At 63.3% G+C, this 25,840-nt stretch carries 24 protein-coding genes and 1 riboswitch; of the genes, 14 read left to right on the forward strand and 10 right to left on the reverse strand.

What is annotated here, in order from left to right; all coding sequences use genetic code 11:
* Positions 1-4: 4 nt before the first annotated feature.
* The gene (locus AB9K35_RS06560) at positions 5-112 is read left to right on the forward strand and encodes a transposase domain-containing protein (RefSeq protein ID WP_369923920.1); all 108 of its coding nucleotides are present in this window, start codon (positions 5-7) and stop codon (positions 110-112) included.
* Positions 113-225: 113 nt separating this feature from the next.
* Here AB9K35_RS06560 and AB9K35_RS06565 read toward each other — a convergent pair whose 3' ends face one another.
* The gene (locus AB9K35_RS06565) at positions 226-2,055 is read right to left on the reverse strand and encodes an OmpA family protein (RefSeq protein WP_369924977.1); all 1,830 of its coding nucleotides are present in this window, start codon (positions 2,053-2,055) and stop codon (positions 226-228) included.
* Positions 2,056-2,243: 188 nt separating this feature from the next.
* Positions 2,244-3,119 (reverse strand): LysR substrate-binding domain-containing protein, encoded by an 876-nt coding sequence (locus AB9K35_RS06570; protein WP_369924978.1) that lies wholly within the window; start codon positions 3,117-3,119, stop codon positions 2,244-2,246.
* A 168-nt stretch (positions 3,120-3,287) separates the two neighbouring features.
* Between AB9K35_RS06570 and AB9K35_RS06575 the strand changes: the two genes are divergently transcribed.
* The 3 genes from AB9K35_RS06575 to AB9K35_RS06585 are packed head-to-tail and all read left to right on the forward strand — an operon-like array spanning position 3,288 to position 7,588.
* On the forward strand, positions 3,288-4,943 hold the full coding sequence (locus AB9K35_RS06575; protein ID WP_369924979.1) for a GMC family oxidoreductase: 1,656 nt from the start codon (positions 3,288-3,290) through the stop codon (positions 4,941-4,943).
* Complete coding sequence (locus AB9K35_RS06580; RefSeq protein ID WP_369924980.1) at positions 4,933-6,141, forward strand: mandelate racemase/muconate lactonizing enzyme family protein; 1,209 nt, start codon at positions 4,933-4,935, stop codon at positions 6,139-6,141. The genes AB9K35_RS06575 and AB9K35_RS06580 overlap by 11 nt, the downstream gene beginning before the upstream one ends.
* Positions 6,142-6,157: 16 nt before the next feature.
* Positions 6,158-7,588: an aldehyde dehydrogenase family protein gene (locus AB9K35_RS06585; RefSeq protein WP_369924981.1), complete on the forward strand. Its 1,431-nt coding sequence runs from the start codon at positions 6,158-6,160 to the stop codon at positions 7,586-7,588.
* Positions 7,589-7,821: 233 nt separating this feature from the next.
* Here the strand turns inward: AB9K35_RS06585 and AB9K35_RS06590 are convergent, their stop codons facing one another.
* From AB9K35_RS06590 to AB9K35_RS06600, 3 genes are all read right to left on the reverse strand, one after another.
* Positions 7,822-8,574, reverse strand: a complete 753-nt coding sequence (locus tag AB9K35_RS06590; RefSeq protein WP_369924982.1) for a class II aldolase and adducin N-terminal domain-containing protein — start codon at positions 8,572-8,574, stop codon at positions 7,822-7,824.
* A 5-nt stretch (positions 8,575-8,579) separates the two neighbouring features.
* Positions 8,580-9,548, reverse strand: coding sequence for an NAD(P)-dependent oxidoreductase (locus AB9K35_RS06595; RefSeq protein WP_369924983.1), 969 nt, complete (start codon positions 9,546-9,548; stop codon positions 8,580-8,582).
* Positions 9,549-9,731: 183 nt separating this feature from the next.
* Positions 9,732-10,523: a shikimate dehydrogenase gene (locus AB9K35_RS06600; RefSeq protein ID WP_369924984.1), complete on the reverse strand. Its 792-nt coding sequence runs from the start codon at positions 10,521-10,523 to the stop codon at positions 9,732-9,734.
* Positions 10,524-10,628: 105 nt separating this feature from the next.
* Here AB9K35_RS06600 and AB9K35_RS06605 point away from each other — a divergent pair, with 105 nt between their 5' ends.
* The 9 genes from AB9K35_RS06605 (at position 10,629) to AB9K35_RS06645 (ending at position 19,066) form a co-directional block, all read left to right on the forward strand.
* Complete coding sequence (locus AB9K35_RS06605; RefSeq protein ID WP_369924985.1) at positions 10,629-11,321, forward strand: GntR family transcriptional regulator; 693 nt, start codon at positions 10,629-10,631, stop codon at positions 11,319-11,321.
* 49 nt (positions 11,322-11,370) lie between these two features.
* On the forward strand, positions 11,371-12,387 hold the full coding sequence (locus AB9K35_RS06610) for an ABC transporter substrate-binding protein (protein ID WP_222456531.1): 1,017 nt from the start codon (positions 11,371-11,373) through the stop codon (positions 12,385-12,387).
* A gap of 59 nt (positions 12,388-12,446) precedes the next feature.
* Positions 12,447-13,214, forward strand: coding sequence for an ABC transporter ATP-binding protein (locus AB9K35_RS06615; protein ID WP_222456530.1), 768 nt, complete (start codon positions 12,447-12,449; stop codon positions 13,212-13,214).
* Positions 13,207-14,019: an ABC transporter permease gene (locus AB9K35_RS06620; protein ID WP_369924986.1), complete on the forward strand. Its 813-nt coding sequence runs from the start codon at positions 13,207-13,209 to the stop codon at positions 14,017-14,019. Before AB9K35_RS06615 ends, AB9K35_RS06620 begins: the two co-directional genes overlap by 8 nt.
* Complete coding sequence (locus tag AB9K35_RS06625) at positions 14,016-15,272, forward strand: FAD-dependent oxidoreductase (protein ID WP_369924987.1); 1,257 nt, start codon at positions 14,016-14,018, stop codon at positions 15,270-15,272. The genes AB9K35_RS06620 and AB9K35_RS06625 overlap by 4 nt, the downstream gene beginning before the upstream one ends.
* 79 nt (positions 15,273-15,351) lie before the next feature.
* Positions 15,352-15,560, forward strand: a riboswitch (cobalamin riboswitch).
* A gap of 87 nt (positions 15,561-15,647) precedes the next feature.
* Complete coding sequence (locus AB9K35_RS06630) at positions 15,648-16,367, forward strand: ferredoxin (protein ID WP_369924988.1); 720 nt, start codon at positions 15,648-15,650, stop codon at positions 16,365-16,367.
* Positions 16,354-17,292 carry an ABC transporter substrate-binding protein gene (locus AB9K35_RS06635; RefSeq protein ID WP_369924989.1) on the forward strand — a complete coding sequence of 313 codons (939 nt, stop codon included), beginning with the start codon at positions 16,354-16,356 and terminating at the stop codon, positions 17,290-17,292. The genes AB9K35_RS06630 and AB9K35_RS06635 overlap by 14 nt, the downstream gene beginning before the upstream one ends.
* Positions 17,293-18,300, forward strand: a complete 1,008-nt coding sequence (locus AB9K35_RS06640; RefSeq protein WP_369924990.1) for a FecCD family ABC transporter permease — start codon at positions 17,293-17,295, stop codon at positions 18,298-18,300.
* Entirely contained in the window at positions 18,290-19,066 is a 777-nt protein-coding gene (locus AB9K35_RS06645) for an ABC transporter ATP-binding protein (RefSeq protein WP_369924991.1), read from the forward strand. Before AB9K35_RS06640 ends, AB9K35_RS06645 begins: the two co-directional genes overlap by 11 nt.
* A 25-nt stretch (positions 19,067-19,091) precedes the next feature.
* Here the strand turns inward: AB9K35_RS06645 and AB9K35_RS06650 are convergent, their stop codons facing one another.
* Positions 19,092-19,388 carry a DUF2218 domain-containing protein gene (locus AB9K35_RS06650; protein ID WP_222456523.1) on the reverse strand — a complete coding sequence of 99 codons (297 nt, stop codon included), beginning with the start codon at positions 19,386-19,388 and terminating at the stop codon, positions 19,092-19,094.
* 74 nt (positions 19,389-19,462) lie between these two features.
* On the reverse strand, positions 19,463-21,433 hold the full coding sequence (locus AB9K35_RS06655) for a TonB-dependent receptor domain-containing protein (protein ID WP_369924992.1): 1,971 nt from the start codon (positions 21,431-21,433) through the stop codon (positions 19,463-19,465).
* Positions 21,434-21,595: 162 nt separating this feature from the next.
* Between AB9K35_RS06655 and AB9K35_RS06660 the strand changes: the two genes are divergently transcribed.
* Positions 21,596-22,540, forward strand: coding sequence for a helix-turn-helix domain-containing protein (locus AB9K35_RS06660; RefSeq protein ID WP_369924994.1), 945 nt, complete (start codon positions 21,596-21,598; stop codon positions 22,538-22,540).
* A gap of 53 nt (positions 22,541-22,593) precedes the next feature.
* Here AB9K35_RS06660 and AB9K35_RS06665 read toward each other — a convergent pair whose 3' ends face one another.
* The 3 genes from AB9K35_RS06665 to AB9K35_RS06675 all read right to left on the reverse strand — a co-directional run bounded on the left by AB9K35_RS06665 (position 22,594) and on the right by AB9K35_RS06675 (position 25,788).
* Complete coding sequence (locus AB9K35_RS06665) at positions 22,594-24,144, reverse strand: TRAP transporter large permease subunit (protein WP_369924995.1); 1,551 nt, start codon at positions 24,142-24,144, stop codon at positions 22,594-22,596.
* Positions 24,137-24,637: a TRAP transporter small permease subunit gene (locus AB9K35_RS06670; RefSeq protein ID WP_222456519.1), complete on the reverse strand. Its 501-nt coding sequence runs from the start codon at positions 24,635-24,637 to the stop codon at positions 24,137-24,139. The genes AB9K35_RS06665 and AB9K35_RS06670 overlap by 8 nt, the downstream gene beginning before the upstream one ends.
* A gap of 65 nt (positions 24,638-24,702) precedes the next feature.
* Entirely contained in the window at positions 24,703-25,788 is a 1,086-nt protein-coding gene (locus AB9K35_RS06675; RefSeq protein WP_222456518.1) for a TRAP transporter substrate-binding protein, read from the reverse strand.
* Positions 25,789-25,840: the final 52 nt, after the last annotated feature.

The raw sequence follows: 25,840 nt of genomic DNA on the forward strand, positions 1-25,840 counted from the left end.
CGGCGTGGAGCCCTTCGCCTACCTCAAGGCGACCCTCGAAGCGATCGCCTCCGGTCACCCGGCCAGCAAGATCGACGAGCTGCTGCCCTGGAACTTCACCACGTCAAGCTGATCCCGCGTGGGGCGCAGACAGCGCTTACGAATAATGCGCCAACAGGGCCCTGCTTGTTACAGGGCCCTGAAGTATTTTGATTGCAACTCAAAGAGTTGCCAGGTCGTCGCGGTTCACTGCTCGCCATGCAGCAGCGGGGTGATGCGGCGAACGGCGACCCGGCGGTTGGCGCGTTCTGCGGCGGCTGTCTGGACCGCAAGATCCGTTTCACCATAGCCTTGTACGACGAGGTTCTCCGGCGGCACTTCGAAATACTCGCTGAGTGCCAACGCGACGGTTTCTGCCCGACGATCCGACAGCGCGAGGTTATAGGACGCAGCGCCGACGGCATCGGTATGGCCTTCGATCAGGAAGACTTCACGCGGATTCCGGTCGATCATGTCCCGCAGCGCGTTCCCCAGCGCCGCGAGCTCCCGGGCTTCCTCGGGGCGGATCACGGCCGAGCCGGTTTCGAAGTTGATGGAATCCACGTTGATCTCAGGCACCAGGCGCCGCACTGCGTCGATACCCCGGACTTGCGAGAGGGAGAACCGGCGTTGGGCCGTCGCGGCTTCTTCGGCGGCGAGAGCGGCGGCGAGGTCCTCAGCATCGACACTGCGATAATTGATGACCTTCTTCTCGGTCGTGTCACGTTGCGGCAGATCTTCGACCACCACCTCCTCGACGCGCTGCGTGTCGTCGAACAACACGACCGTGCGCCCGTCCGGCAGAATACGGGTGCGACGCAGGACACGGCCATCGGCGGCGCGAATGGTTTCGACCTTGGCGCCGTTTTCGCGTTCCACCACCGTGCGGGTCGAGCCGTCCTTGTAACGGTAAGTGGTGACCTCCGAACCGGGCTGACGCAGAAGTGCGTCGTCATTCTTCAGCACCCTGTATTGCCCATTCTGCTCCACCACGGCACGGTCACCGGAGTTGCTGACCACCTTCTCACCGGAATTGAGCAATTTGCCGACAGCGAGGGCTCCAAGACCCAAGAGGGCAGCACGCTGGATGTCCGACAGTCCCTCGTCGTCTTCTGCAGGTGCGGCAGCGGACGCACTGGGCGCGGCAGATTCGTTGACGGACGTTTCGAACTCCTCGTCAGAGCTGCGCGAGTTTTCTTCGGTCACGGTTTCTTCGATAACCTCGGCCTCGGCGGTGGTGTCTGCCTCGGACGAGGTCGCCGCTGCGGCTGCGGCGGCTTCAGACGCAGCCGCGACCGCGTCTGCCTGGGCTTGACTGTCTACGGGCTGCAATTCCTGGGCGTCCGTTTCCGACTGCTCGACTTTCATCTCGCCTTCGTTCTGCGAAGCGTCTGTGGCTTGCGCCTCACCTGCGTCGGCTGTCTCGGCATCTTCGATGGACTGCTCGGAAGCCCCTGTAGTCTCGGTCGTTTCAGTGGATTCGGTTTCTGTTTCCGCTTCGACTTCAGTCTCAGTCTCAGTCTCAGTCTCAGTCTCTGCCGAAGCCGCATTTGCTTCGCTTGTGGTGTTCTCGCCTACCTGGGTCTGTGCGTCAGTCTGTTGTGTTGCCGACGTGGTGTCGTCGTTCGACGCGGTGGCTTCGGCTCCGGTATCAGTCGAGTTTTCTGCTTCGACTTGGGCGTCGGAGGCGGCACCTTCCTCTTCCAGGATTTCGGCTGTTGCGTCTGCATCTGCGCCCAAAACAGCGGCGGACTGCAGGTTTTCCGGCAGGAGCTCATCGAAAGCGCCGTTGCCGTAGGTCTCGCAAAACTGGGCGATCGGCCCGCGTTTCTGCGCGACCTCCTCACCTGCGTCGAGCTTGCGCTCGCGACGATCCGCCCGCTTCTTGCACTTGTCAACCAGGTCCGAGATTTCCGCTTCGGTCATCGCCGAGATGTCGATTGGCGCGCGTTTGCCTTGCGAGATGGCAGGCACGGGCGCCGCAAGAGACAACATAACCGCGAGGGCGGTGGTCGATTTGAAAGGTCCGGTCTTCATGTTTGCTCCCTTCATGAACACGCAGTTCGAGTTTGAGAGACAACGCCCGAGCGAGGGATAGGTTGCATCACTGCTATGAAATGCGCGGAGTTTTGCTACCGCGCGCACTTCATTTCGGACTGGGCAACCCGATATCTTACGCCGACTTCCGATCGAACAGTGGGGCCGGAGAGGTGTCGCCCCCGAGATTAGGTTTCATTCATCAGCCACTGGCGGAAGGTTTCCATCTCGGCTCGTCCGGCGGGGCCATCGCGCATGACAAGGTAGTAGGCTTCGCGGATCGGCAGGCTGTATTCAAATGGGGAGACCAGAACGCCGCGCGCCTCGAATGGTTTCGTAAAGCTTTTGTGGATGAGCGCGGTTCCAAACCCTGCGGTGATTGTTTGCAGGGCAATCAGGGACGAGTCCGCCGTCAGCCAGACCGGAGGCTCGGGGCAGTCCAGGCCGAAGCGGTCCGAGAGCCGTCGCCATTCCAATTCGGAGCCGAGAACAGGAACGGTCCCTGCGGAAAGAAGGTCCCGCACATCGGGTGAATCCCCAAAGCTCCGCAAATGTTCGGGGTGGCAAACCAGCGTTGCCACTTCGTCTCCCAGTTTCCAGAGGTCAGTTTCGTTCCAATGGCCCGTGCCATAGCGAATATCGATATCAATGGCTTCTGGATCCATCCGATCGGACCAGACGGCGGTGGACAGGACCACCTCGATTTCCGGGTGCAAGTCGTGGAAGGCCTTCAGGCGCGGCGCGAGCACCAGGGCAGCGTAGCTGATCGACGCCCGGATGCGGATCTTGCGCTTGCGGCTGACGGTGAACAATCCCTCAGTCGCGTCCTTCATCTCGGCAAAAGACTTGCGAATTGGCAGCGCGTAGGCCTGTCCCATGTCCGTCAGTTCGACCCCTCGTGGCAGGCGGCGAAACAAGGGGACGCTCAGGTATTGCTCCAAGAGACGGATCTGCTGGCTGACAGCGGCTGGGGTCAGGTTCAATTCGACCGCGGCGTCAGAGAAACTGCTGTGCCGGGCGGCGGCTTCGAAGGCTCTGAGCCAGGTCACATGAGGCAATCGCATGGGGTGGCTTCCATCTTGCGGGGTGATTTCTTCATCATGCACACCCCGGCAGCAATGTGGATAGCGTGACCCGATAATTGAACCGCCCCTTTGGCGAAAGATCCGTTGTTTGTCACCGCCCACCGCGATCCCCCAAAACGAGCGGGTATCGCAAGGGAGCGTATCGGGATGTCTTCCCCCTCGTATGATTACATTGTCGTTGGTGCCGGGTCTGCTGGATGCGCGCTGGTTGAGCGACTGACGCGAGATGGTCGCACGCGCGTGCTGCTGATCGAGGCAGGTGGATCGGATCGGCGTTTCTGGATCAAGGTGCCGATCGGCTATGGTGTCAATTTTGCCAATCCGCGCCTCAATTGGAGCTACCACGCAGAGCCGGACGACAGCTTGAATGGTCGCCGCGTCTACTGGCCGCGCGGCAAGGTGATCGGCGGGTCGAGCTCTATCAATGCGATGGCGTACATGCGTGGGCTTCCGCATGATTTCGACGATTGGGCCCGTGCGGGGGCCGCGGGATGGGCGTGGAGTGAGGTCCGCGCGGCCTATGAAGAAATGGAACGGCATCTGGAACGCGGGGCGGATGGTGCACTGCGAAGTCACGGTGACGGGCTGCTGGCGGTCAGTGACCTGCAGGACCAGATGTCGCCCTTCTCGAACCGATTTCTTACGGCTGCAGAAGAATGTGGCTGGAGCCGTTGCGACAATCTGAGCACCACAACGGTCGAGGGCGTCGGCTACTACCGAAGCACGGTGCGCAATGGCCTGCGTTGTTCCGCGGCGGATGCTTTTCTCGCGCCAGCACGCGGTCGCGCAAACCTGAGGATCATGAAACACACGCAGGTCGACCGCATCCTCTTTGAGGGGGCGCGGGCAACCGGTGTGCGACTGCGGCACAAAGGCAGGCACCGTGATGTCACCGCGGGACGCGAGGTGATCCTGTGTGCCGGTGCCGTCAATTCGCCCAAGCTGCTGCAGCTGTCCGGCATCGGTCCCGTCCCGCTCTTGCAGGGACTGGGGCTGGCCGTTCGCTGCGCCATGCCGGAGGTGGGACGAGGTCTGCAGGACCACCTGGCGATATCCCATATGTTCCGGGCCACGACACCGACCCTGAACAACACGTTGGGGCGGTTTTTCCCACGGCTCCGGGCAGGCGTGCAATACTTGGTTCGCCAACGTGGACCGCTGGCGGTGCCTGTCAATCAAGTGGGCGGCTACCTGCGCACGGACCCAGGCAGCGAACATCCGGACATGCAGATCTACTGCAACCCGCTGTCCTACGTCAGCCGGCCGGACGGGCGCCCCGTGCTTGAACGCGAACCTGGATACCTGCTGAGCGCGCAACTCTGCCGCCCGACCAGTCGCGGAGAGATCATGATCCGCTCTGCCGACCCCAAGGACCCTCCGCTGATACGGCCCAATTCGCTTGCAACAGAATATGACCGCGCCGGTGCGCGCCGGGCCATCGCGGTGATCAACCGGCTCGCCAGTTCCTCGTCCTTGGCCGATGTGACGCGCACTCGCCTGATACCGGCGCCGACCGTGCAGGACGCCGACGCGCTGATGGAGGATTTTCGCGCGCGGGCCTCGACCGTCTTTCACCCGACATCGACCTGCCGGATGGGGAGGGACGCGCGGGATTCGGTGGTGGATGCCCGGTTGCGCGTTCACGGTGTGGCTGGCCTGCGGGTTGTCGACAGCTCGGCCTTTCCGACCGTGACGTCGGGCAACACCAATGCACCGACCATGATGCTGGCAATTCGCGCTGCCGAGATGATCCTCGAGGATGCCGCGGCGACCAGCGAAAAAAGGACATCTTATGCATCTTGAGAAGATCGAAACCTTTGTGTTCGGAAATCCGCCGCCGCGTCATGGCGGGCGCTACTTTGTCTTTGTTCGGCTGACGACGGCCTGTGGCATCAGCGGCGTGGGCGAGATCTACAATGCTACATTCGGCCCGGATCTCGTGGCGGCGATGGCGGTGGACATGTTCCAGCGCCAGTTCGAGGGGGCTGATCCCCACCACATCGAACAGTTGTGGCGGCAGGCCTACGGAGCGGGCTTCACGCAGCGCCCTGACGTCACCGTCGCGGGCGTGTTGAGCGGGCTTGAGATGGCCTGCTGGGACATCATCGGCAAGGCTGCGGACCAACCTGTCCACCAATTGCTGGGCGGCAAGGTGAACCATCGCCTGCGTAGCTATACCTATCTCTATCCACCGCAGGGCGATGTCTATCCTGCGCCGGGCGAGCCGAGTGTCTACGACGACCCCGATCTGGCCGCTGAGGTTGCGGTTCAGATGGTGGACAAGGGGTTTTCGGCGGTGAAGTTCGACCCAGCCGGCCCCTACACGATCCATGATGGCCACCAGCCACGCATGGCGGATCTCACCCGCTCGGAACAGTTTTGCAGACGCATCCGCGAAGCCGTAGGAGACCGGGCCGACCTGCTGTTCGGGACCCATGGCCAGTTCACGGTCTCCGGTGCCAAACGCATGGCGCGACGGTTGGAGGCCTATGATCCGCTCTGGTTCGAGGAGCCGATCCCGCCGGAAAATCCGGCGGACATGGCCGAAGTCGCCCGGTTTACGTCGATCCCTGTGGCGGCTGGTGAACGATTGTGCACCAAGCATGAGTTCGCGCGCATGCTGGAGGCCGGTGCGGCCTCGATCCTGCAAATGAACCTTGGTCGCGTCGGCGGGCTATTGGAGGCCAAGAAGATCGCGGGCATGGCGGAGACGCGGTCGGCCCAGATCGCGCCGCATCTCTATTGCGGTCCCGTGGTCGCTGCCGCCAACATCCAACTCGCGGCGTGTAGTCCCAATTTTCTGATCCAGGAAAGCATTGGCACGTTTGAAGGCCCCTATATGTCCTGTCTCAAGACCGGCATTACCTGGGAGGAGGGCTATGTCATCCCGTCTGATGCCCCCGGTCTTGGGGTTGAGCTCGACGATGCGGCCATCGCGGCATCGCCCTATTGCGACAGCGCCTTGCACCTGACGATGGAAACCCAACCGGTAACCCCCTGAACAACTGAGGCAGACGATGCAACAGCTCGACAAATTCTACATCGGTGGCGCCTGGGTCACTCCGGATGGAGACCGGACCATGCCCATCAAGAACCCCGCCGACAACAGCCAGGTCGGCACGCTGACGCTCGGAAGCGTTACGGACGTGGATCGTGCGGTGACGGCAGCCAGAGAAGCCTTTGAGAGCTTCTCGCGCACGCGCAAAGAGGAGCGTCTCGCTTTGTTGCGCAGCCTGCTTGAGGTCACGCGCCGCCGTCAGGGGGATCTGGCCCGGGCGATCACCACGGAAATGGGAGCGCCTGCGACCATGTCTCACGACGTGCAGGCCGAGAGCGGAATTGGGCATCTCGTTTCCTTCATCGAGGCGCTGGAGAAGTTGGCCGAAGAGGAAGTTTTGCCCAATGGGGATATTCTGACCCGCGAGCCAATTGGCGTGGTTGGCATGATCACGCCTTGGAACTGGCCGATCAATCAGATCGCTCTCAAGGTCATTCCAGCCTTGGCTACAGGGGCAACATGCGTGCTGAAACCATCGGAGCACACGCCGCTTTCGGCCAATCTATATGCTGAGATCGTAGAGGAAGCAGGGTACCCGGCCGGGGTCTTCAATCTTGTACACGGGGATGGGCCTGTGGTGGGGGCGGCCATCTCGGCGCATCCGGATGTCGCCATGGTCTCGTTTACCGGGTCGACGCGGGCCGGGATCGAAGTCTCTCGCGCTGCGGCAGCCGGGATCAAGCGCGTGACGCTGGAACTTGGGGGGAAGTCGCCCAACCTGGTCTTTGCGGACTGCGATCTGGAGCAGAGAATTGCGGAAGGTGTTGCCGAGTGTTTCGATAACACCGGCCAGTCCTGCAATGCACCGACACGGATGCTGGTGGAACGGTCCTGCTATGACCGCGCCCTGGAACTGGCCCGTGCTGCCGCCGAGGCGCAGAAAGTGGAGGACCCGGCACAGGAGGGCGATCACATCGGTCCCTTGTTTGACGAGATCCAATTCTACCGCGTGCAGGAAATGATCAAGGCGGGTATCGACGAGGGGGCGACCCTGCTGGCGGGTGGTCTGGGCAAGCCTGCGGGGCTGGAGCAGGGGTGGTATGTCCGTCCCACGGTCTTTGCGGATGTCGAAAACCATATGCGAATTGCGCGTGAGGAAATCTTTGGCCCCGTTCTGGTGATGATCCCCTTCGACACAGAAGCAGAAGCTATCGTCATCGCCAATGATACCGAGTACGGGCTGGCGGCCTACATTCAGACCGGCGACAGGGCGAGAGCAGCCCGCGTCGCGCGCCAGCTTCGGGCAGGCGTGATTTCGATAAACGGGCGCGGGACGGCATATGGCTCCCCATTCGGGAGATACAAGAAGTCAGGCAACGGTCGGGAAGGCGGCATCTTCGGGTTGGAAGATTATCTGGAGCTGAAAGTTCAGCCGCCATTCGTCTCCTGAGGCATCCTGTTGCCCTTACGCCGGGAATGAGGCGCAACAGGCTCGGCGTGGTGACGCCGAGCCTTGGGTTGAGTTATGCGAAAGCCATAAACCCGAACGCTGCACCGCTGTTTGTGCTGTGCCGCCCGTCTTGTTTCCCAATTCCCTTGGCATAACCGCGGACCGCGTCTTTGGTGCACCCAAGAAGGAGGACAGCCCGCAAGGGGGGGGGGCACAGCGGACGGAGTTTGCCGTCAGGTGGCGTAGTCCGCGTTTTCATGGTCGAGGATTTCGCGGATGGCCGCCAGATGCGCGGCTGCCTGTCCGGGGTAATCCTCGAGTTCGCGTGCAGTTTTCTCGGCAATGTCGGGCGGGATCAGGCGCAGGGGTTGCCCGGTCTGGAGAGCGCGGATGTAGGTTTCTGCCGCGCGTTCAAAGTAGTAAAGGCGATTGAAGGCATCGCCGACACTGTCGCCAAGGACAAGAACCCCGTGATTGCCCATGATCATGACCTTCTTGGACGGGTCGGTCAGCAAGGTGGCGCAACGCTCCCCTTCGTCCTCGAAAGCCAGCCCGCCGAACTGCTCATCGATCACGACACGGTTGTAAAAGGTGGCCGTGTTCTGGTCGATGGGCGGCAGGCGGCTGTCTGCAAGGGAGGCCAGAACGGTCGCGTGGATCGAATGGGCGTGCATGACGCACCGCACGTGCGGGCAACGCCGGTGAACGGCACCGTGCAGTCCCCAGGCGGTTGGGTCCGGGGCCATGGGGCGGCTGAGGGTTTCGGGATCATTGGCGTCCAGCAGCAGCAAGTCCGAGGCGCGGATGCGCGAAAAATGCGCCTGATTCGGATTAATAAGGAATTGGGTGCCGTCATCATTGACGGCGAGGCTGAAATGATTGGCCACCGCCTCGTGCATGTTCAGGCGCGCCGTCCAACGAAAGGCGGCGGCCAAATCGGTGCGCTCCTGCCAATAGCTCAGGTTCGATCCGGACGTGTCGGGCATGGTTGTTACTCCGCTGCGACAGGACGTTGTGCGCCGGGAGGGAAGACCTCATAGCCCGGTTCTTCGGGTTCGTCGTCCACCAGCTCGGCGGGGAAACCGTCAGCAAGGACTGACAGGCCGGTTGCTTCTTCCAGACGGCGAATGATGTCATCGGTGTTGGCGCGGGTGCCATACCGAGCCTGCCCGTCCTTCATGATCTCCACAATCATGGGTGATATCTCCAGCGGCACATTGGCGCGCTGGGCGATCGCCTCGAACAAGCCGAGATCCTTCAGGATCAGGTCCATGGTGAAATTCACGTCACGCGACCCGTTCAGGATCAGCTGGCTCTCTGTTTCATGCACGAAGCTGTTTCCGGATGATATCCTGATGGCTTCATAGGTCGTGGCCAAATCGATTCCGGCCGCCTTCATGGTCACCAAGGCTTCGCAGCATGTCAGAAGATTCGCAGTGGCGAGGTAGTTGGTCATCACCTTGAGCGTCGACGCCGTGCCGACGGGGCCAGTATGCAAAACTCTACGGCCAAGGCAGGTCAGCAGGGGAAGAACCGTCTCGAAGGTGGGGCGTTCGCAGCCTGCAAAGATAGAGATATTGCCGGTATCGGCCCGATGACAGCCGCCTGAGACGGGGCAATCGACAGCCGCGCCGCCTTTGTCCTGGACCAGAGCGGCAAGGCGGCGGATCTCGGCCTCATCCGTTGTCGACATTTCGAGCCAGATCTTTCCCGGGCCGACTTCCTGCAGCATTTCATCCATGACGGCAGCGGAGGCGCTGGGCGAGGGCAGGCAGGTTATCACCACGTCGCTTTGACGCATCAGCGCCACAGGGGTCTGCGCCGTACCTGCTCCGCGGGCCGCGAAATCGTCCATCAATTCCGCCTTTTGGTCCATCACAGTGAGGTCGAAGCCGTTGCGCAGGAGACTACCGGCCAGTTTGCCTCCCACATTGCCGAGGCCGATGAATCCAACTTTCATGTCGTGCTCCCATACGCTGATGCCATCTGGCGCAAGGGTGCCAAGTTTTCAGGACTGAGAGAAGCGATGGATTCGCATGCTCAGGGTCCCTTCTTGTTGTATCAGGAGAACGCGCCAGGTGAGCCACAGCGGACTGTGGCCCTCTGCAGCGCATTCAAGTCGCGCGGGGCAACAGGACGACGTTCAGGTCGGCTCTAACCCGAGAAAGCTGCGCATCCGGCTCGCCTGGCATGCCGCCATATCCCTGCCAGTCACGGCGGCAACACCTGCCTGGCGGGCCATACGCAGCAACTCGGTTTCTTCCGGCTCTGTCAGGGCGTCTGCCACACAAAGCGCATTTAAAATCAGGTCCCGCGTGAAGGGGGGCGGGGCGATGGCGGGACTTCCAGCAGGGGACGCATTGACGACGATGTCTGCCTTGGCCGGGAGAGAGGTGGCAACCGGAACGTTCAGAACCAGGGAAAGTTTCTCCGTCAGATTCGACGCCTGCACGGGATCAATGTCGATGACGGCGATGCTGTAAGCGCCACGTTGTGCAGCCTCGATCGCGATAGCGCCACCCGCTGCGCCAGCACCGCATATCACGACGGCGCTATGTGCGATGCTGATGCCCTTGTGCTCGATCGCATCCAGCATGCCGTGGCCGTCAAGCATTTCTCCGATCAGATCACCGGTATCCGTCAGGCGGAAGGTATTTGCCACGCCAAGACTGCGCGCGGTTTCGGAGAGACGGTCACACATCTGCGCGAGCGCGGCCTTGTGGGGAGTGGTGCTGAGGAACCCCGGCACGTTCCGTGCCTGCCTTGCCCATGCAAGGAACGGCTCAAGCCCGGTGGCTGGAAGGTCGAGGGGAACGCAGATCGCGTCCTGACCTCTATCCTGAAAAACTGCGTTCCATAACGCAGGGGTTGCTACCTGTGCCACGGGATCTCCCAGGATTGGGATCACCTGTGTCGCGCTCCGGTTCGTCTTCATTTTGCTCCCCCCTGCGATCACAGGACGTCTATTGACGGCTGCTGTTGAACGATTCTAATAATGTTACACATTTTTGGGATCAAGTAACGAAAGGGGCGGTGGAGCGTGTTCGGTCGCAAGCCTCAGAAGACAAATTCGCAGACCGTGGTTTCGGTTGTCGCGGCATCGCTGCGCCGGGACATCGCCTTTGGCGATCTTGCTCCGGATTCCAAACTGAAGATCGAAGCGCTGCGCAGCCGCTATGGTGGGTCGAACCATTCCGTGCGCGAAGCGCTGACGCAGCTGGCCTCGGAAGGGCTCGTGGAGGCGACGGCGCAGCGGGGGTTCCGGGTGGCATCGGCCACGCAGGCGGATCTTCAGGATATCATCAAGCTGCGTGCCGAACTGGAGCCGCTGGCCCTGAAGTGGTCGTTGCAAAATTCTGACATCGCTTGGGAAGGGAGGCTGGTTGCCGCGCTGCATGCGACCGAACGCGCAACCGAAAGCCTGCTGCAAGATCCCGATGGTGCCGTGATGATGTGGGACGAAGCGGCGAGGGAGTTGCACCAGGAGGCGGTGTCGGCCTGTGGTTCGCCGCGGATGATCCGCGTGCTTGGCCAGCTTTATGATCAATCCCGGCGCTTTCGCCTGGCGGCGCTGCGCGAAGGGCGCTGCGATCCGCGTGAGCTGAGCCGACTGCGCAGCGGCATGGTCGCGGCCATTCTTGCAAAGGATGCCGACACTGCAACCGAGCATCTTATCCGCGATATCCGGCATGAGCTGGACGCGTCGCAAGCTCGGGGAAATGGCAACACGTGAAAAGCTGCGCCCCGTCCGGGGCGCAAACTTCAGAGGAGGAGGAACTCAGATGAAAACTCTTACCAGGCGCGCCACGCTGGCCGCCCTTGGCGGTGCACTGGCGACACCCTATCTGGTGCGCTCGGCGCGGGCCGGAACCGCGGTGAACCTTGGCGCGCTGCGCTTTGTCAGCCACGCGCCCAGCTACATCGCCTATGAGCGGGGCTACTTCAAAGAGGCCGGGCTGGACGTCAGTTTTGACTTTTTCGAGGCTGCGCAGCCGATGGCAGTCGCCATTGCCTCGGGCGATACCGACTATGCGATGACCGCGATTTCGGGCGGTCTGATCTCGCTGGCCGACAAGGGCGTTGCCAAGGTGATCGGCGGCGCGCTGTCGGAGGAGAAAGGCATTTCCGGCCAGAAGATCCTCGCCTCCAACGCGGCCTATGAGGCGGGCCTGCAAAGCCCCGCGGACCTGGACGGCAAGACGTTCGGCATGACCCAGGCAGGCTCGTCCTTCCACTACATGGGCTCGCGCATTGCCGCGGCAGAGAACGCCAAGCTGAAGTTCAAACCGCTGCAGAAGACCGGCGCGGTGATTGGCGCCATCAAGTCCGGCCAGATCGACGCCTGGTCGATCGTGCCGCATATTGCCAAGCCGCTGGCCGATGCCGGTGCCGTCAAGATCATCGGCGAGGTTGCGGACTACATCCCCGATTACCAGGTGACGACGGTCTTCACCTCGGCGCAGAACGCGGCCAATGAAACCGAGCAGACCCGCGCTTTCCTCGCGGCGCTGGCCCGCGGTGCGGATGATTTCAACGCCGCGCTGGTCGACAAAACCGCAGAGCAGGACGAGCAGGACGCCATCATCGCGTTGCTGGCCGCGCATATCTATCCCGACCGCGCGCTGGAAGACGCCCGCGGGCCGATCGTGAACGGTGCGATGCGCATCAATCCGGGCCTGTCGCTGAACCGTACGTCGGTCAAGGACCAGCTCGACTGGTTCAAATCGGAAGGTCTGGTGAAATCCAGCGTCGAATACGAGACGCTGGTGGACGAGAGCTACGTCGAAGCCCGCGCCTGATCCCAATTGTCCGGCTGCCCGCCCAAGGGCGGCCGGACGCCCTGCCATCGGAAGTATCTATGGAACTCAGACTCGAAGGGGTCTCGCATCGCTATGGCGATGTCGAGGTGATCCGCAATATTGACCTCTCCATCCCGAAGGGGCGCATTGTCTGCATCGTCGGCCCCTCCGGCTGCGGCAAGTCCACCCTGCTGCGCTTCCTCGGCGGGCTGGAACGCCCCACCGAAGGGGTGGTCAGCCAGGTCGGCCAGCCGCCAAGCGACAGCATCAACCCGTTGACCTATGTGTTCCAGGATTTTGCGCTGTTGCCGTGGCGCACCGTGGAAGGGAACATCTCGCTGATCCTCTCCGACCACGGCGTGCCGACAAAGCGGGCCAATGCGATCATCGAGGACGTTCTGGCGCGCACCAAGCTGAGCGATTTCCGCAAGGCGCTGCCCAAGCAACTGTCCGGCGGCATGAAGCAGCGGGTGGCGATCGCCCGCGCACTGGCGGTGAATCCCGCGGTGCTCTTGATGGATGAGCCGCTGTCGGCGCTCGACAGCCAGACCCGCGAACTGCTGATGGATGATCTGGTGGATCTGTGGACCAAATCGCCCTTCACCGCGGTCTATGTGACCCACAACCTGGCCGAGGCGGTGCGCCTCGGGCATCAGGTTGTCGTGCTGTCGCGCCGTCCCGGGGCTATCAACGAGGTGATCGAGATCGACACCCCGCTTGCAGAGCGTCGCGCCAACGACCCTGAACTGGAACGCACCCAGCAGCATCTTTGGGCGCTGATGCGCGCCGAGGCTGAGGCTGCAGATATGGAATTGATCGATGACTGACAGCGCAACCGAGACCTCAGACGTCCGCCCGGTGGAATTCCGGGGCGGCGGTTTCCGTCCGTCATCGCCCCGCTGGGTGGGGTTGGTTGTGTTTATCGTTCTGATTTCCTTGCTGGAATGGGGAACGCGCGCGGGCTTTATCTCTTCGCTGACGGTGCCGCGCCCGTCGGACGTATTTCTGACATTGTGGGATCTGGCCGCATCCGGCGCCTTGTGGACCAACCTGGCCCCGTCGCTGATGAGGCTTCTGGTCGGCGGCAGCATCGGTGCCGTTGCCGGTATCACCGTAGGCGTGATGATTGGCCTGTTTTCGTTTGTTCGGGCCGGGCTCGTCCCCCTTGTGGCGGCGATATTCCCGATCCCCAAGATCGCCCTGCTCCCGCTGTTCGTGATCTGGTTCGGCATTGACGAGGCGTCGAAATACGCGCTGATCGCCTTTGGCACCTTCACACCTACCGTTGTTGCCACCTATGGCGCGGTCGACAACGTCGACCGGTCGCTGATCCGGATGGGCCAGAGCTTTGGCCTGCGCTGGTCGACGGTGGTGCTGCGGATCGTGCTGCCCGGTGCCATGCCCGGCATCCTGTCGGGGCTGCGTGTCAGCTTGGCCATCGCGATCATCTTGCTGGTGGCGGCGGAAATGCTGGGCGCCGAACATGGCATCGGCGCCTACATCCTGCAGGCCGGATCGCTGTACGACCTTGAACGTTTGTTTGCCGGGGTGACGATCCTGTCGCTGCTGGGGGTGCTGCTGTCTACCACCGTCGGGCTGGTGGAAAAGCACGTTCTGGGTTGGCGGACATGAGCCGGAAGACCGAGAGTGATTATGATGTGGTCGTGGCCGGTGGGGGCGCTGCCGGCATCGGGGCGGCGCTCGGCGCTGCCCGCGCAGGCGGCAAGGTATGCCTGGTGGAAAAATACGGCTTTCTCGGCGGCGCGGCGACCACGTCGCAGGTTCTGGCCTACTGCGGATTTTTCCAGCAAGGGCCTGAGCCGGTAAAAGCCGTCGGTGGGGCCGGGGATCTGGTTTTGGCGGCCATGCGGGCCTGCGGAATGAATACCGAGGCCCATAATTCCGAAACCACGGGCAACTGGATCATCCTGTTGAACCCCGAGATCGCAAAGCTGGCGTTCGACCGGGTGCTTGCCGATCACGGCGTTGATGTGCTGCTGCACTCTCGTGTCGCCGCCGCAACCAGAACGGCTGACCGCATAGAGGCTGTAACCGTCGCCGGGATGGAGGGCCGCCGAAGGATCATCGCTGAGGGCTTTGTCGATGCGACTGGCGACGGCAATCTGTCCCTCGTGTCTGGCATCACAATGCGTGAGGGCGACATGAACGGCCAGTTGCAGGCCGTCTCTGCCCCGATCCGGATTTCCGGGTTGGATCCGCGGGTCCCCTTTGACAGGTCGGCGATCAAGGCGGCCATCCAGCGTTACAACAAGACCGGCGCCTATCCGATCCGCCGCGAGGATGGCGGCATCTATACGCGCATTCCCGGCACTGGCGACATGTGGTGGATGATCATTGACCTGGCGCTGCCCGACCTCACGTCCGCCAGTTTTACGCGGGCGGAGCGGTGCGCGCGGGAGATGGCGAATGACTATGTGCAGATGTTGCGCGATCACGTGCCGGGGTTCGAGCATTGCTTCTTGGCCCAGTCTGGTCCGCAGATCGGCATTCGTGAAAGCAGGCACCCTGCCACGCGGTATGAGATGACGGCCGAGGATCTCGCCTGCGGGCGGCAACGCTCCGACAGCATCGCCCGGGCGGCGTGGCCCGCAGAGTTGCACGGTGAAGCCGGCAAGCCGGTCTACCACCCGGTTGGCGGGCATGGTTACGCCTCGGTTCCACTGGACAGTCTGCGGGCGCGCGGCCTCGACAATCTGTTTGTGTCTGGCCGCGTCATCGGGGCCGATCCTGTCGCTTATGGCTCGGTCCGTGTCATGGGGACGGCTTTTGCCACCGGGGAAGCCGCAGGCATCGCCGCAACAATGGCAACCGTAGACGGGGAGCGCGTTGGCGCGCAGGTGCGCCGCCTCGGGGGGCTGACCTGATCATGTTCCGACGCATCCTCCCTGCTCGAAGGGCTTGGTTGCGTGGCGACATATAGCGGTTGACAGGGCAGGCCGATTTGAGCAGACAAAAATCGATGGTTCCCGGCCGAGTATGGCAATGGGATGAAAAGGGAATCTGGTGCGGGCTGAGCGGCCCAAGTCCAGAACTGCCCCCGCAACTGTGAGCGGAGAGTACCCCGTCAGAACCACTGGATCCGGCGGATCCGGGAAGGGACGGCACGCTTTGATCCGCAAGTCAGGAGACCTGCCATCGGTAAACCGTAACCAATCGGGCGGAGGGCCCGTGGAGGAAGAGATGACAGTGTCCCCAGCGCTTCGCGCCAGCGCCTGCCTGCCTCCGCTTGAGAGGCTTGCATGGACGCCCGAATTTATCTGATCTCCGCTTCGTATGTCAGCCAATCCCGCTTTCAGGCCCTGGCCGAAGGGCTGGCGGCAGCGGCGCCCAGTGCGGCGGTGGCGGTCCGGCTCGAAGCCAGCGGCGAGGGGCTTTGGCGGGCGCTGGACGATATGACCGCGTTGGGAGCGACGCGGATCGAACTGCGTCCGGTTGGCCTCCCGTTTTCGCAGAGCATAGAGGCCTGGCTGCCCGGCGCAGTGGGGGCCTGGCTGGCGCGCCAGACCGGGACACGCCCGAAGGTTCTGCTGGCTGAGGCCCCGCAAGCTGACACCTCGGTCCTTGGCCATGTTGCGCGGGCTGAGGTGCCGCTGACGGAGGTGGAACCGAGACCAGACGGCGAATTGGGCAAAGGCTGGAACAGTCCTCCGCCCCATCGTCACCACCTGCTGGTCTGCACTGGACCGCGCTGCCATCTGAAGGATGCACCCGACCTGTTGGCGGCGCTGAAGGCCGAGTTGGGCCGCATGCAGTTGGCCTCTGACTGTCTTGTGACCGCGGCCGGCTGCCTGTTTCCCTGCAACAACGGGCCTGTGATCGTGCACTATCCAAAAGGGGATTGGTACCGGGTCCGCGATCTGGCGGATGTGCGCAGCCTGGTGGCCCGGGTTCTTTGCGCGGGGGATGTTCCGCAGTCCCTGCTTATTCATCAATCAGGAGAAACCCATGAATTTGCTTAGAGTTCTGATGCCGCTGTGCCTTGTTGCGGCCGCCGGTGCGGCGCAGGCCGATCCGGTGACCGTTCAAAGTTGTGGGAGCTCCTATACTTACGAAACGCCGCCGAAGCGGGCCATTACCTTGAACCAGCAGGCCACCGAGGTGATGCTGGCACTCGGTCTGCAGGACGCCATGGTCGGCACCGCCTATCTCGACGACGAGATCCCGGACCAGTGGCGGGATGCATTCGACAGCGTCCCCGTTCTGGCCGAGAAATATCCGGCTGCAGAAATCGTGCTGACCCAAGAGCCCGACTTCCTGTTCGCAGGCTTTGCCTCTGCCTTCTCGGAAGACAATTTGGGATCGGTGCAGAAGTGGCACGACTTGGGCGTGGGGACCTATCTGGTGGATGCGTCGTGCAGGTCTGCGCACCCTCAGGACGTGCCGCTGACCATTGCGCCGATCCTGCGCGACATCGAAGTGATTGGCGACATTTTCGGCGTTCAGGATCGCGCGGATGCGCTGATCGCCGAGACCAGGGCGCGCATCGAAGCGGTGCAGAACAATCCCGCGGGCGGCGGGCGCAGCGCCTTTATCTATGACAGTGGCACCGACACGCCGTTCTCGATCGGTTGCTGCGGCGGCCCGGCACTGGTCGCCAAAACCGCCGGGTTGACCAGCATCAGTGCGGACGTCGAAGGCGCCTGGGTTGATCTGGCCTGGGAACGCGTGGTCGAGGCCGACCCGGATGTGATCCTGCTGATCGAGGCAGGCTGGTCCTCGGCGCAGGAGAAACGGGAGTATCTGGAAAACGATCCCGTGCTGTCGCAGCTGACGGCGGTGCAGAACGGGCGTTTCGTGGTGGTGCCGTTTTCCGAGACATTGCTGGGCATGCGCTTTGCCGACGGAGTTGAAAACCTGAACGCGCAGCTGGCGGCGTTGCGCTGAATGCAGGCCCGCTTCTCGCTTCTGTTTCCGGCAGCCTTGGTAGCGATGGTCCTGGCAGCCGTCGCCGGGGTGTTGTGGGGCACGGCCGACATCGGCTGGGCGGACCGCCTTGCGATCCTGAGCCGGAGCGAGGACGCACCGCGCGGCCTGTCGCTGATCGTGTGGCAATGGCGCATCCCGCGGGTGCTGGCCGTCGGGCTGATCGGCGCGGGATTGTCGCTGGCCGGTGCGCTGATGCAGACAGCGCTGCGCAACCCGATGGCGGATCCCTACCTGATGGGGCTCTCCTCGGGGGCGTCGGCGGCAGCGGTGGCGGCGATCATCTGGCTGCCCGCGGCGGTCACCGACCGGCTGGGAGTGCCGCTGATCGCCTTCCTCGGAGCGGCGGCCGCTTTTGCGCTGACCATGGGGTTGTCCCAGCGGCGGGGGCAACCGATGGATCCGCTGATCGTGGTGCTGGCGGGAGTAGCCGTCTCGCTGATGTTCCAGTCGCTGACGGCCTTCTTCCTCTATATTGGCGACCCGCATGCGACCCGCAACGCGATGGGCTGGCTGATGGGCACCGCTGCCGGAACAGAATGGCAGGAGGTGCCGCTGCTGGCGGTAGCGGTGGTGGCGCTGGGGCTCATGTTCCTGACCCAAGCCAATGCGCTGGACGCAACGCTGCTGGGAGAAGAGCGCGCACAGGCGCTGGGCATCCGCACCGCGCGGCTGCGGGCGATGATCTTCGTGGCGACCGTGCTGTTGACCGGGCTGGCGGTGGCGGTGGCGGGGATCGTCGGCTTTGTCGGCCTCATCGTGCCGCATATGGCGCGGCTGCTGGTCGGCGCGCGCCACCGGGTTCTGCTGCCGATCACCATGGTGCTGGGGGCGACGGTGCTGATTGCGGTTGACCTCTTGTGCCGGGTGCTGCTTGCTCCGGAGGAGCTTCCGCTGGGCGTACTGCTGGCCCTGTTCGCGGCGCCGCCGTTCATCATCATCCTGAGAGGGCTGCGCCGTGCCGTCTGAGTTCGCGCTGGAAATCAACAATCTGACGGTAGAGATCGCGGGCGCTGCCTACGTGCGCGATGTGTCTTTGGCAGTGCCCGAGGGGCAGATCCACGGGCTGCTGGGGCCGAACGGCGCGGGCAAGACAACGCTGTTGCGCAGTCTTTACCGCGCGGTGGCACCGACGGCGGGGCAGATCCGGGCGCAGGGCCGGGCAATCGGCGATCATGCCCATCACGAATGGGCCCGCAAGCTGGGCGCGCTGGTGCAGAGCGCAGGCTTGCTGGACGGGCTGACGCCGCGTGACATTGTCGAGATCGGCCTGTCGGTGCTGGAGCTGCCGCACGGCGAATTCGACCGCCGGCGCCAGGACGCGCTGGAGCTTGCGGGCCTTGCGGACAAGCAGGATCAGCCCGCGGGCAAGCTGTCGGGCGGCGAGCTGCAGCGCTGCTATTTCGCCCAGCTTCTGGCCTGTGATCCGGAAATATATGTGCTGGACGAGCCGACCAACCACCTGGACCTGCATTACCAGCTGGCACTGCTGGACGAGGTCCGGCGCCGCGGCCGCACCGTGCTGATGACGATGCATGACCTGAACCTGGCGGTGCGCTACTGCGATCATGTCTACCTGATGGCGGGCGGGCGCATTGTCGAACACGGCCGCCCGCTGGAGGTTCTGAACCGGCAGAACCTGATGACCCATTACCTGGTGGACGGCCAGTTCCACGGCAATGTGCTGTCCATCACCGGCCCGATCCACCAGCAGTCGCAGCGGCGACGGGCCTGACGCAGACGGCACGGGTGGCCAGCTGTCAGCCCTCCGTCGGTGCCGCCCAGTCCATCTGTGTGAAGCCTTCGCGGAAGGCAAAGGTTTTCAAGTGCGAGTCGATCACGGCGCGGCCCCGCTCTAACGCGGCGTTGTCCGGGCCGGTGATCTCGGCCTGCAGCTCGGTTGCGCTGGCGTGCAGGGTTGCCGGGCCGAATGGGAATTGCACGCGTCCTTCTGTTTTGTCGCACGCGGCCGGAACCTTATGGGCAAAATGCTTGCACAGCTGGCGCATGTATTTGCTGGCGTGGGCGGTTTGAAACCGGCCTGTCTGTCGGATCATGATTTCTGGCCTTCGTTGGCTGGAAGGGCCGGGGGACGGCAGCCGCCCCCGGGACTTGACTGTTTCGCGGCGGCTCAGAACTTCAGCCGTGCGGTCAGGCCGATGGTGCGGCCAGGCTCATTCAGCGCGATCACGCGACTGGAATCCACCCCGTCGGAGCTGCGGCTGGCATAGGTCTCGTCAAACAGGTTGCGCACATCGAGCCGCACTTCCAGATTGCCGAGGCTGCGCGGCGTGTAGGAGGCATAGACGTTCACCACCTCGTAGCCGGGCAACGGCGCCGCGGCGTCGCTGTATTCGCGGGCGATCTCGGCGGTGCCGCCGAACTGCCACTGGTCGTCCAGAGCCCAGCCGCCTTCCAGCGCGATGATCTGCCCCATCGGGCGGCCCAGGTAGTAGGCAGTGGAGCCGACGGCATCGCCGTCCATCGTCACATCCGCATAGGTCCAGTTCAGCCGCGCAAAGCCGGGCCCCCAGTTGTATTCCAGCGAAGCATCGATGCCCTGGCTGGTCAGGTCGGCGGTCGCTCCGCGGGCACCGGCCGTGGGCAGCACCGCGGTGATGTCGTCGACATCGGTGCGGAACACGGCTGCGCTGGCCTTCCAAGCGCCATTGTCGAAGCGCAGACCGATGCGGCCCGCCTTGGCACGCGACGCGGTGAAGCCGTCATAGTTCCAGGCGGTGCCAAAGTTGACCAGCGCCGCCTCGCCCAGCTCGTAACCGCCCCAGGTCGAGGCCACACCGGCGTTCAGGGTCCAGTTGTCCGACAGGATCACATCGACCGCACCATTGGCGCTGAAGCCGCTTTCCGAGAGTTTGGTCGGGCCGTCCGGCCCATCATCAGCACCGGTGAACTTCTGAGCATCATACCTAGCACCATAGCTGACCGAGACCCGTGTCCCCAAGTCCTGACGCGCCTGAGCAAAGACGCCCAGGTTGCGCAGCTTCTCGCGCCCGGAGCTGCCGAAGGGCCCCGGCCCGCGGCCTTCGCCCTCGGCGGTTTCGTTAAAGAAGTCGAAGCCCGCGGTGAGAGAGCCGCCGCTGATGGCAAATCGGTTCTTGAATGTGCCGCTGAGGCTCTTGTTGGTGCCGTAGACGCCGCTGGCATCGATCTCCTGCTCGTTGTGGCTCAGCTGGATGGTGGGGTCCCAGATCCCCTGCGCCTGGGCATTTGTATAGGTCAGCGTATAGGAGGTCCGGCGCGACAGCCCCTCTGTCAGGACGCTGGGGCCAGAGGCGACCCCGGCAAAATCCGGGCGGATGAAGAGGATGCCGCCGGGACCTGCCTGGGCTGCGCGCAGGCCGTTGTCCTCGGTCTGCGAAGCGGCGAATTCAAACCGGTGGCCGCCGTCGAACTGATAGGCAAACTTGCCGACGTAATCTGTGAGGTCAGCGCCGGTGCCCAGCACGGTGTTGCCGTCGCCGTCCTCATAGTCGCTACCGGTACGGCGGGTGGCATTCAGAAGGTACTCAAATCCGCCCTGGCGGCCAAAGATGGCCAACGCGCTTTCCAGGTCGGTACCGTTGTCGCTGGTGCCCAGTTTCACCCGGCCGCCGAAGGTTTCGCCCTCTTCCAGCAGGTCGCCTGCGGTCTTGGTTTCGTAGGCGATGGAGCCCGCCAGCGCGCCTTGGCCAGCATCGGCGGGGGCCAGGCCCTTGGTGATCTCGACCGATTTCAGCAATTCGGGGTCCAGCAGCACATTGCCGGTGTGGTGAAAGGCCGATTTGTTCTGCCGCGCGCCGTCGATGGTGACCGACAAGAGGCTTTCCTCGATCCCGTTCACATAGACCTTCTGCGCAATCGCCGCGCCGCCGCCTGTGGTGACAGCGCTTTCGCCGACAAAGACATCCTTGGTGCTGGAGGGGTTGCGGGCGTCCAGCTCCTCTTCGGTAATCACGTCATTGCCCAATACGCTCTGTGCATCCGACGCCTCAATGCGAATTGTGTCCAGCAACAGAGGGGTGCTGTCTTGGCCGAAGGCCGACAAGGGCACGACCAAGGCCGTTCCTGCCAGCATCAAAAAACGCAGTGTCATCCGTGGCATGGTGCTATCCTAGAGTAGTTGACTATTTAACTCGGGTAGCTAGACTGCTTTTCGGTTCCCTGCCAGACAGCCATCTTTGCGTATTGTTCAAAAGTCTTTGCAGAACGCGTAAAAGTATCGCTGCCCAGCCAACTGGGGTGATGACCTCTCTGGAGCACATACATGGCCGGGCGTGCAGATACTCTTCCCAACGTAGTCGATTTCGAACGAAATCTGGACTGGTCGGGCGCGACCGACTGCCCGGGGCAGGGGGTATTTGACGGCGTGGTGACGGCGCTTCAGCTGCGAGAGGGCTTCGGGCTGCATACCTTGAACGCGACGGCACGCCAGCAGTTCGAAGTGAACAGCCATCGCAAGCCGGGGGTGATCCTGCACTGCTTTCTGGATGGAATTGCCGACGCAGAGCTTGCAGGGAAACCAATGAAGCTGGGGCGACGGCCCGGGGAGCCTGTCAAGCTGGTGCTGACCTCGGTTGACGAGTGTCAGCCGTTCGTGCGGCGATCGCGGCCCGAGGATTACGTGCGCAAGATCAGTATCCAGATGTCTCATGCGTGGCTGGATGAAAACGGGCTGACGCTGCCAGGGCAGGGGCAGGATCTTCAGCGCTTTGAATGGCTTGCGACCAACGAGGATATCCGCCTGCTGGAAGCCTTGGTGCGGACACCGGGGTTTGCCACACCAGTCGAACGGCTGCAGGCCGAGGCGATGTCGCTGGGGTTGGTGGCGGGAAGTTTTGCCAGCCTCTCTGGTCAGCAGCAGAACTGCCGACTTACCGCGCGGGAGCAGATGCAGCTACGCCGGATTGATGCGCTTGCCCGGCACTCCGGCCCCTTGCCGTCGCTTCAGGATCTGGCCCGCGAGGCCGGGCTGAGCCTGTCCGGTTTGCGAAGGCTGATCCACACCGTCCACGGCTGCGCTCCGTTGACACATGTGAGGCGGCTTCGGCTGGAAATGGCGCGCAGCAGACTGGAGGCGGACCAGTCGAGCGTTGAGCAGGCGGCACGGCTGGCGGGCTACAGCTCCGCGGCCAATTTTGCCACTGCGTTTCGCAGGCATTTTGGCGTTGCCCCGTCGCAAGTGCGCCGCGCGCCACGTGCAGCAAGGTGACCGGGCTCAGAGCCCGGCCATGGAATATGCGTGCTTAACGGGCTGCGCCGCGATCAGAAGATCGCGGAAGGCAGCCACGTGGCCAAGCTGGGGACCAGCCAGACAAGCAAGACCCCGACGGCCTGCAGCCCGATGAAGGGAATTACACCCTGGTAGATATGGCGCGTGGTGATCTCGCTGGGGGCCGCGCCGCGCAGGTAGAACAGTGAAAAGCCGAAGGGCGGCGTCAGGAAGCTGGTCTGCAGGTTGATCGCGATCAGGATGCCGAGCCAGACCGGGTCATGCCCCATCAGGATCAGCGTCGGCGTCACCAGCGGCAGCACGATCACCGAGATCTCGACAAAATCGAGGAAGAAACCCAACACAAAGATCAGCAGCATGCAGAACAGCAGCGCGCCGGTCGGGCCGCCGGGCATGTCGCCAAGGATATGCGCCACGCGTTCCTCTCCGCCAAGACCGATGAATACCAGCGAGAACATGCCCGCGGCCAGGATGGTGGCAAAGATCATCGCCGTCATCGTGGTGGTGGAGGTCACCGCCTCGTGCAGAACCCGCTTCTTCAGCCCGCTGCGCAGCGCCATGAGGATGGCAAAGGCTCCCAGCGCGGTCAGCAGCGCATAGAAGATGCCTGCGGCGAAGTCCGTGGTGCTGAGATCGCTGCGCTGCAGCCGTACCGGGTGCAGCCCGGACAGGATGCCCAGCACGATCAGCGCCGCCGCGCCCAGCATGATAATCCGCGCAGGTCCGCCCGCCCGCAGTCCCGCCATCAGCAGCGCGCCGACCGCACCCACCGATGCGGCCTCGGTCGGGGTGGCAACGCCGCCCAAGATGGCCCCGAGGACGGCAAAGATCAGCAGGATCGGCGGCACCACGGCGCCCAGAACCTGACGTCGGCTGGGTCGGGCCATCTCCGCCGGGGCGGCAGGCATGTCCTGCGGCCGCAGAAAGCCGCGTGCCAGAATGTACAGAAGATACAGTACCACCAGCACCAGTCCGGGGATCAGCGCCGCGGCAAAGAACTGCCCCACCGACAGCGCCTCGACCGAGAATTTGCCCTGCTCGTATTGTGCCTGCTGATAGGCGTTGGACATTACGTCGGCTAGGATGATCAGCAGGGTCGAGGGCGGGATGATCTGACCAAGGGTGCCCGCGGTGCAGACGATGCCGGATGCGACCCGCGGATCATAGCCTGCGCGCAGCATTGCGGGCAGGGCGATCATGCCCATCGCCACCACCGTGGCCCCGACAATGCCCGTGGAGGCCGCCAGCAGCGCGCCCACCAGCACCACCGAGATGCCCAAGCCGCCTTTGAGCTGCCCGAACAGCCGCCCCATGGTGTCCAGCAGCTCCTCGGCGATGCGGCTTTTTTCGAGGATTGCGCCCATCAGCACGAACAGCGGAATGGCGATCAGCACCTCGTTGCTGATGAGGCCAAAGGCCCGCTGCCCCAGCGCCCCCAGCAGGGTGACGTCCATCACCCCCAGAAGCCAGCCGAGATAGGCAAAAAGGATGGCGGTGCCGGCAATGCTGAAGGCCACCGGAAAGCCCAGAAGGATCGCCGCCATCAGCGCGGCGAACATGATCACGTCGAGATATTCAGTCATTGGCGGGTCTTTCGGCAAACAGGCGGATCAGCAGGGCGGCGGATTGCAGCATGACCAGCACGCAGAACGCGGGGATCAGCGATTTCAGCAGGAACACGGCCTCGATCCCGCCCACGGCGATCGGGCCTTCGAGGATCTTCCAGGAGTTGCGTACCGAGGGCCAGGACCAGTAGAGCAGCGCCGCCATCGATGGCAGCAGCAGAAACAGGTGGCCGAAGATGTCGATCCGCCGCTGCGCGCTGGGGCTGAGGCCCGCATAGAACACGTCCACCCGCACATGTTTGTCGACCAGCAGCGTATAGCCCGCCGCCAGCATGAACAGGGTGGCGTGCATGTACAGAACGCTTTCCTGCGCCGCGATCGAGTTCACCCCGAACACATAGCGTCCGACGACGATGGCAAACTGCGCCAGCACCATCAGCAGCGCCAGCCAGCGGATCACCCGCGCCAGCTGCCGGTTGAGGCCATCCAGCCTGTCAGCGACCCAAAGCATTCTGCGTCCTCCCCATCAAAAAACCGGCGCCCGACAGGATCGGGCGCCGGTTCCAGTCAAGCGTATCAGTAACCCATCACCGCGGCGCGGGCGTTCATCTGTCCGTTGTCGGCAAAGGTCATGTACCCGCCGACGCTGTCGCGGTAGGCAATGAAGCTCTCGGTGATGCGGCGCACCAGCTCGTCCTCGTCCTCGCGCAGCTCTGCGATCACTTCCTTGGCGGCGACGCCCATCGCGTCGATGACATCTTGCGGGAACATCTTCACCTGTACGCCGTCCTCATCCACCATCTTCTTCAGCGCCAGCGCGTGTTTGGTGGTGTATTCGGTCCAGACCGGGTTGTAGAGGCTCTCGCAGGCCAGCGCCACGACCTGCTGCAGGTCTTCGGGCAGGGCGGCAAAGACATCGGCGTTGACGCCGCATTCCTCGGCCGAGGACGGCTCACCGACGCCGGGCCAGTAGTAGTTCTTGGCAACCTGGTAATAGCCAAGCGCGCTGTCGGTCCAGGGGCCGATGAACTCACCCGCGTCCAATGCGCCGGTCTGTAGGCCCTGGAACATCGCGGGGCCGCTGGTGGCCTCGGCTGCCATGCCCAGTTTGGATGCCATTTCCGACGCCAGACCGGTGGTGCGGAACTTCAGACCCTTCAGATCCTCGACCGAGTTGATCTCGTTCTTGAACCAGCCGCCCCACTGCGGGCCGGAGTTGCCGCACAGGAAGGGCTTGATGCCAAAACGGCCATACATTTCGTCGTACAGGGCCTGGCCGCCGCCGTGGTAAAGCCAGCCGAACTGCTCATCCGCGCGCAGGCCGAAGGGCTGCGAGCCGAACAGCAGGATGCCCTTGGATTTGGAGCCCCAGTAGGCGGGAACCGCGTGATACATCTCGGCGGTGCCTTCGGAGACGGCGTCGAACACGCCGCGTCCCGGGACCAGCTCGCCTGCGGCGAAGAGTTTTACCTCGATGCGACCGCCGGACAGGGTGGTAATCCGGTCTGCCAGCATCTGCGCCGCCACGCCGGGTCCGGGCAGGTTCTTGGGCCAGGCGGTGACCATTTTCCACTGCATCTTGTCCTGGGCGATGGCGGGGCTGGCCAGGGCCGTTGCTGCGGCACCCACGGCGCCGGCCTTCAAAAACTCACGTCTTTGCATCTCTGCAATCCTCCGTCTGTTGTTGCATCTGTTGCCGCGGGGGCTGGGCCGC

The organism is Leisingera sp. XS_AS12 (assembly GCF_041224635.1).
Taxonomy (GTDB): Bacteria; Pseudomonadota; Alphaproteobacteria; order Rhodobacterales; family Rhodobacteraceae; genus Leisingera.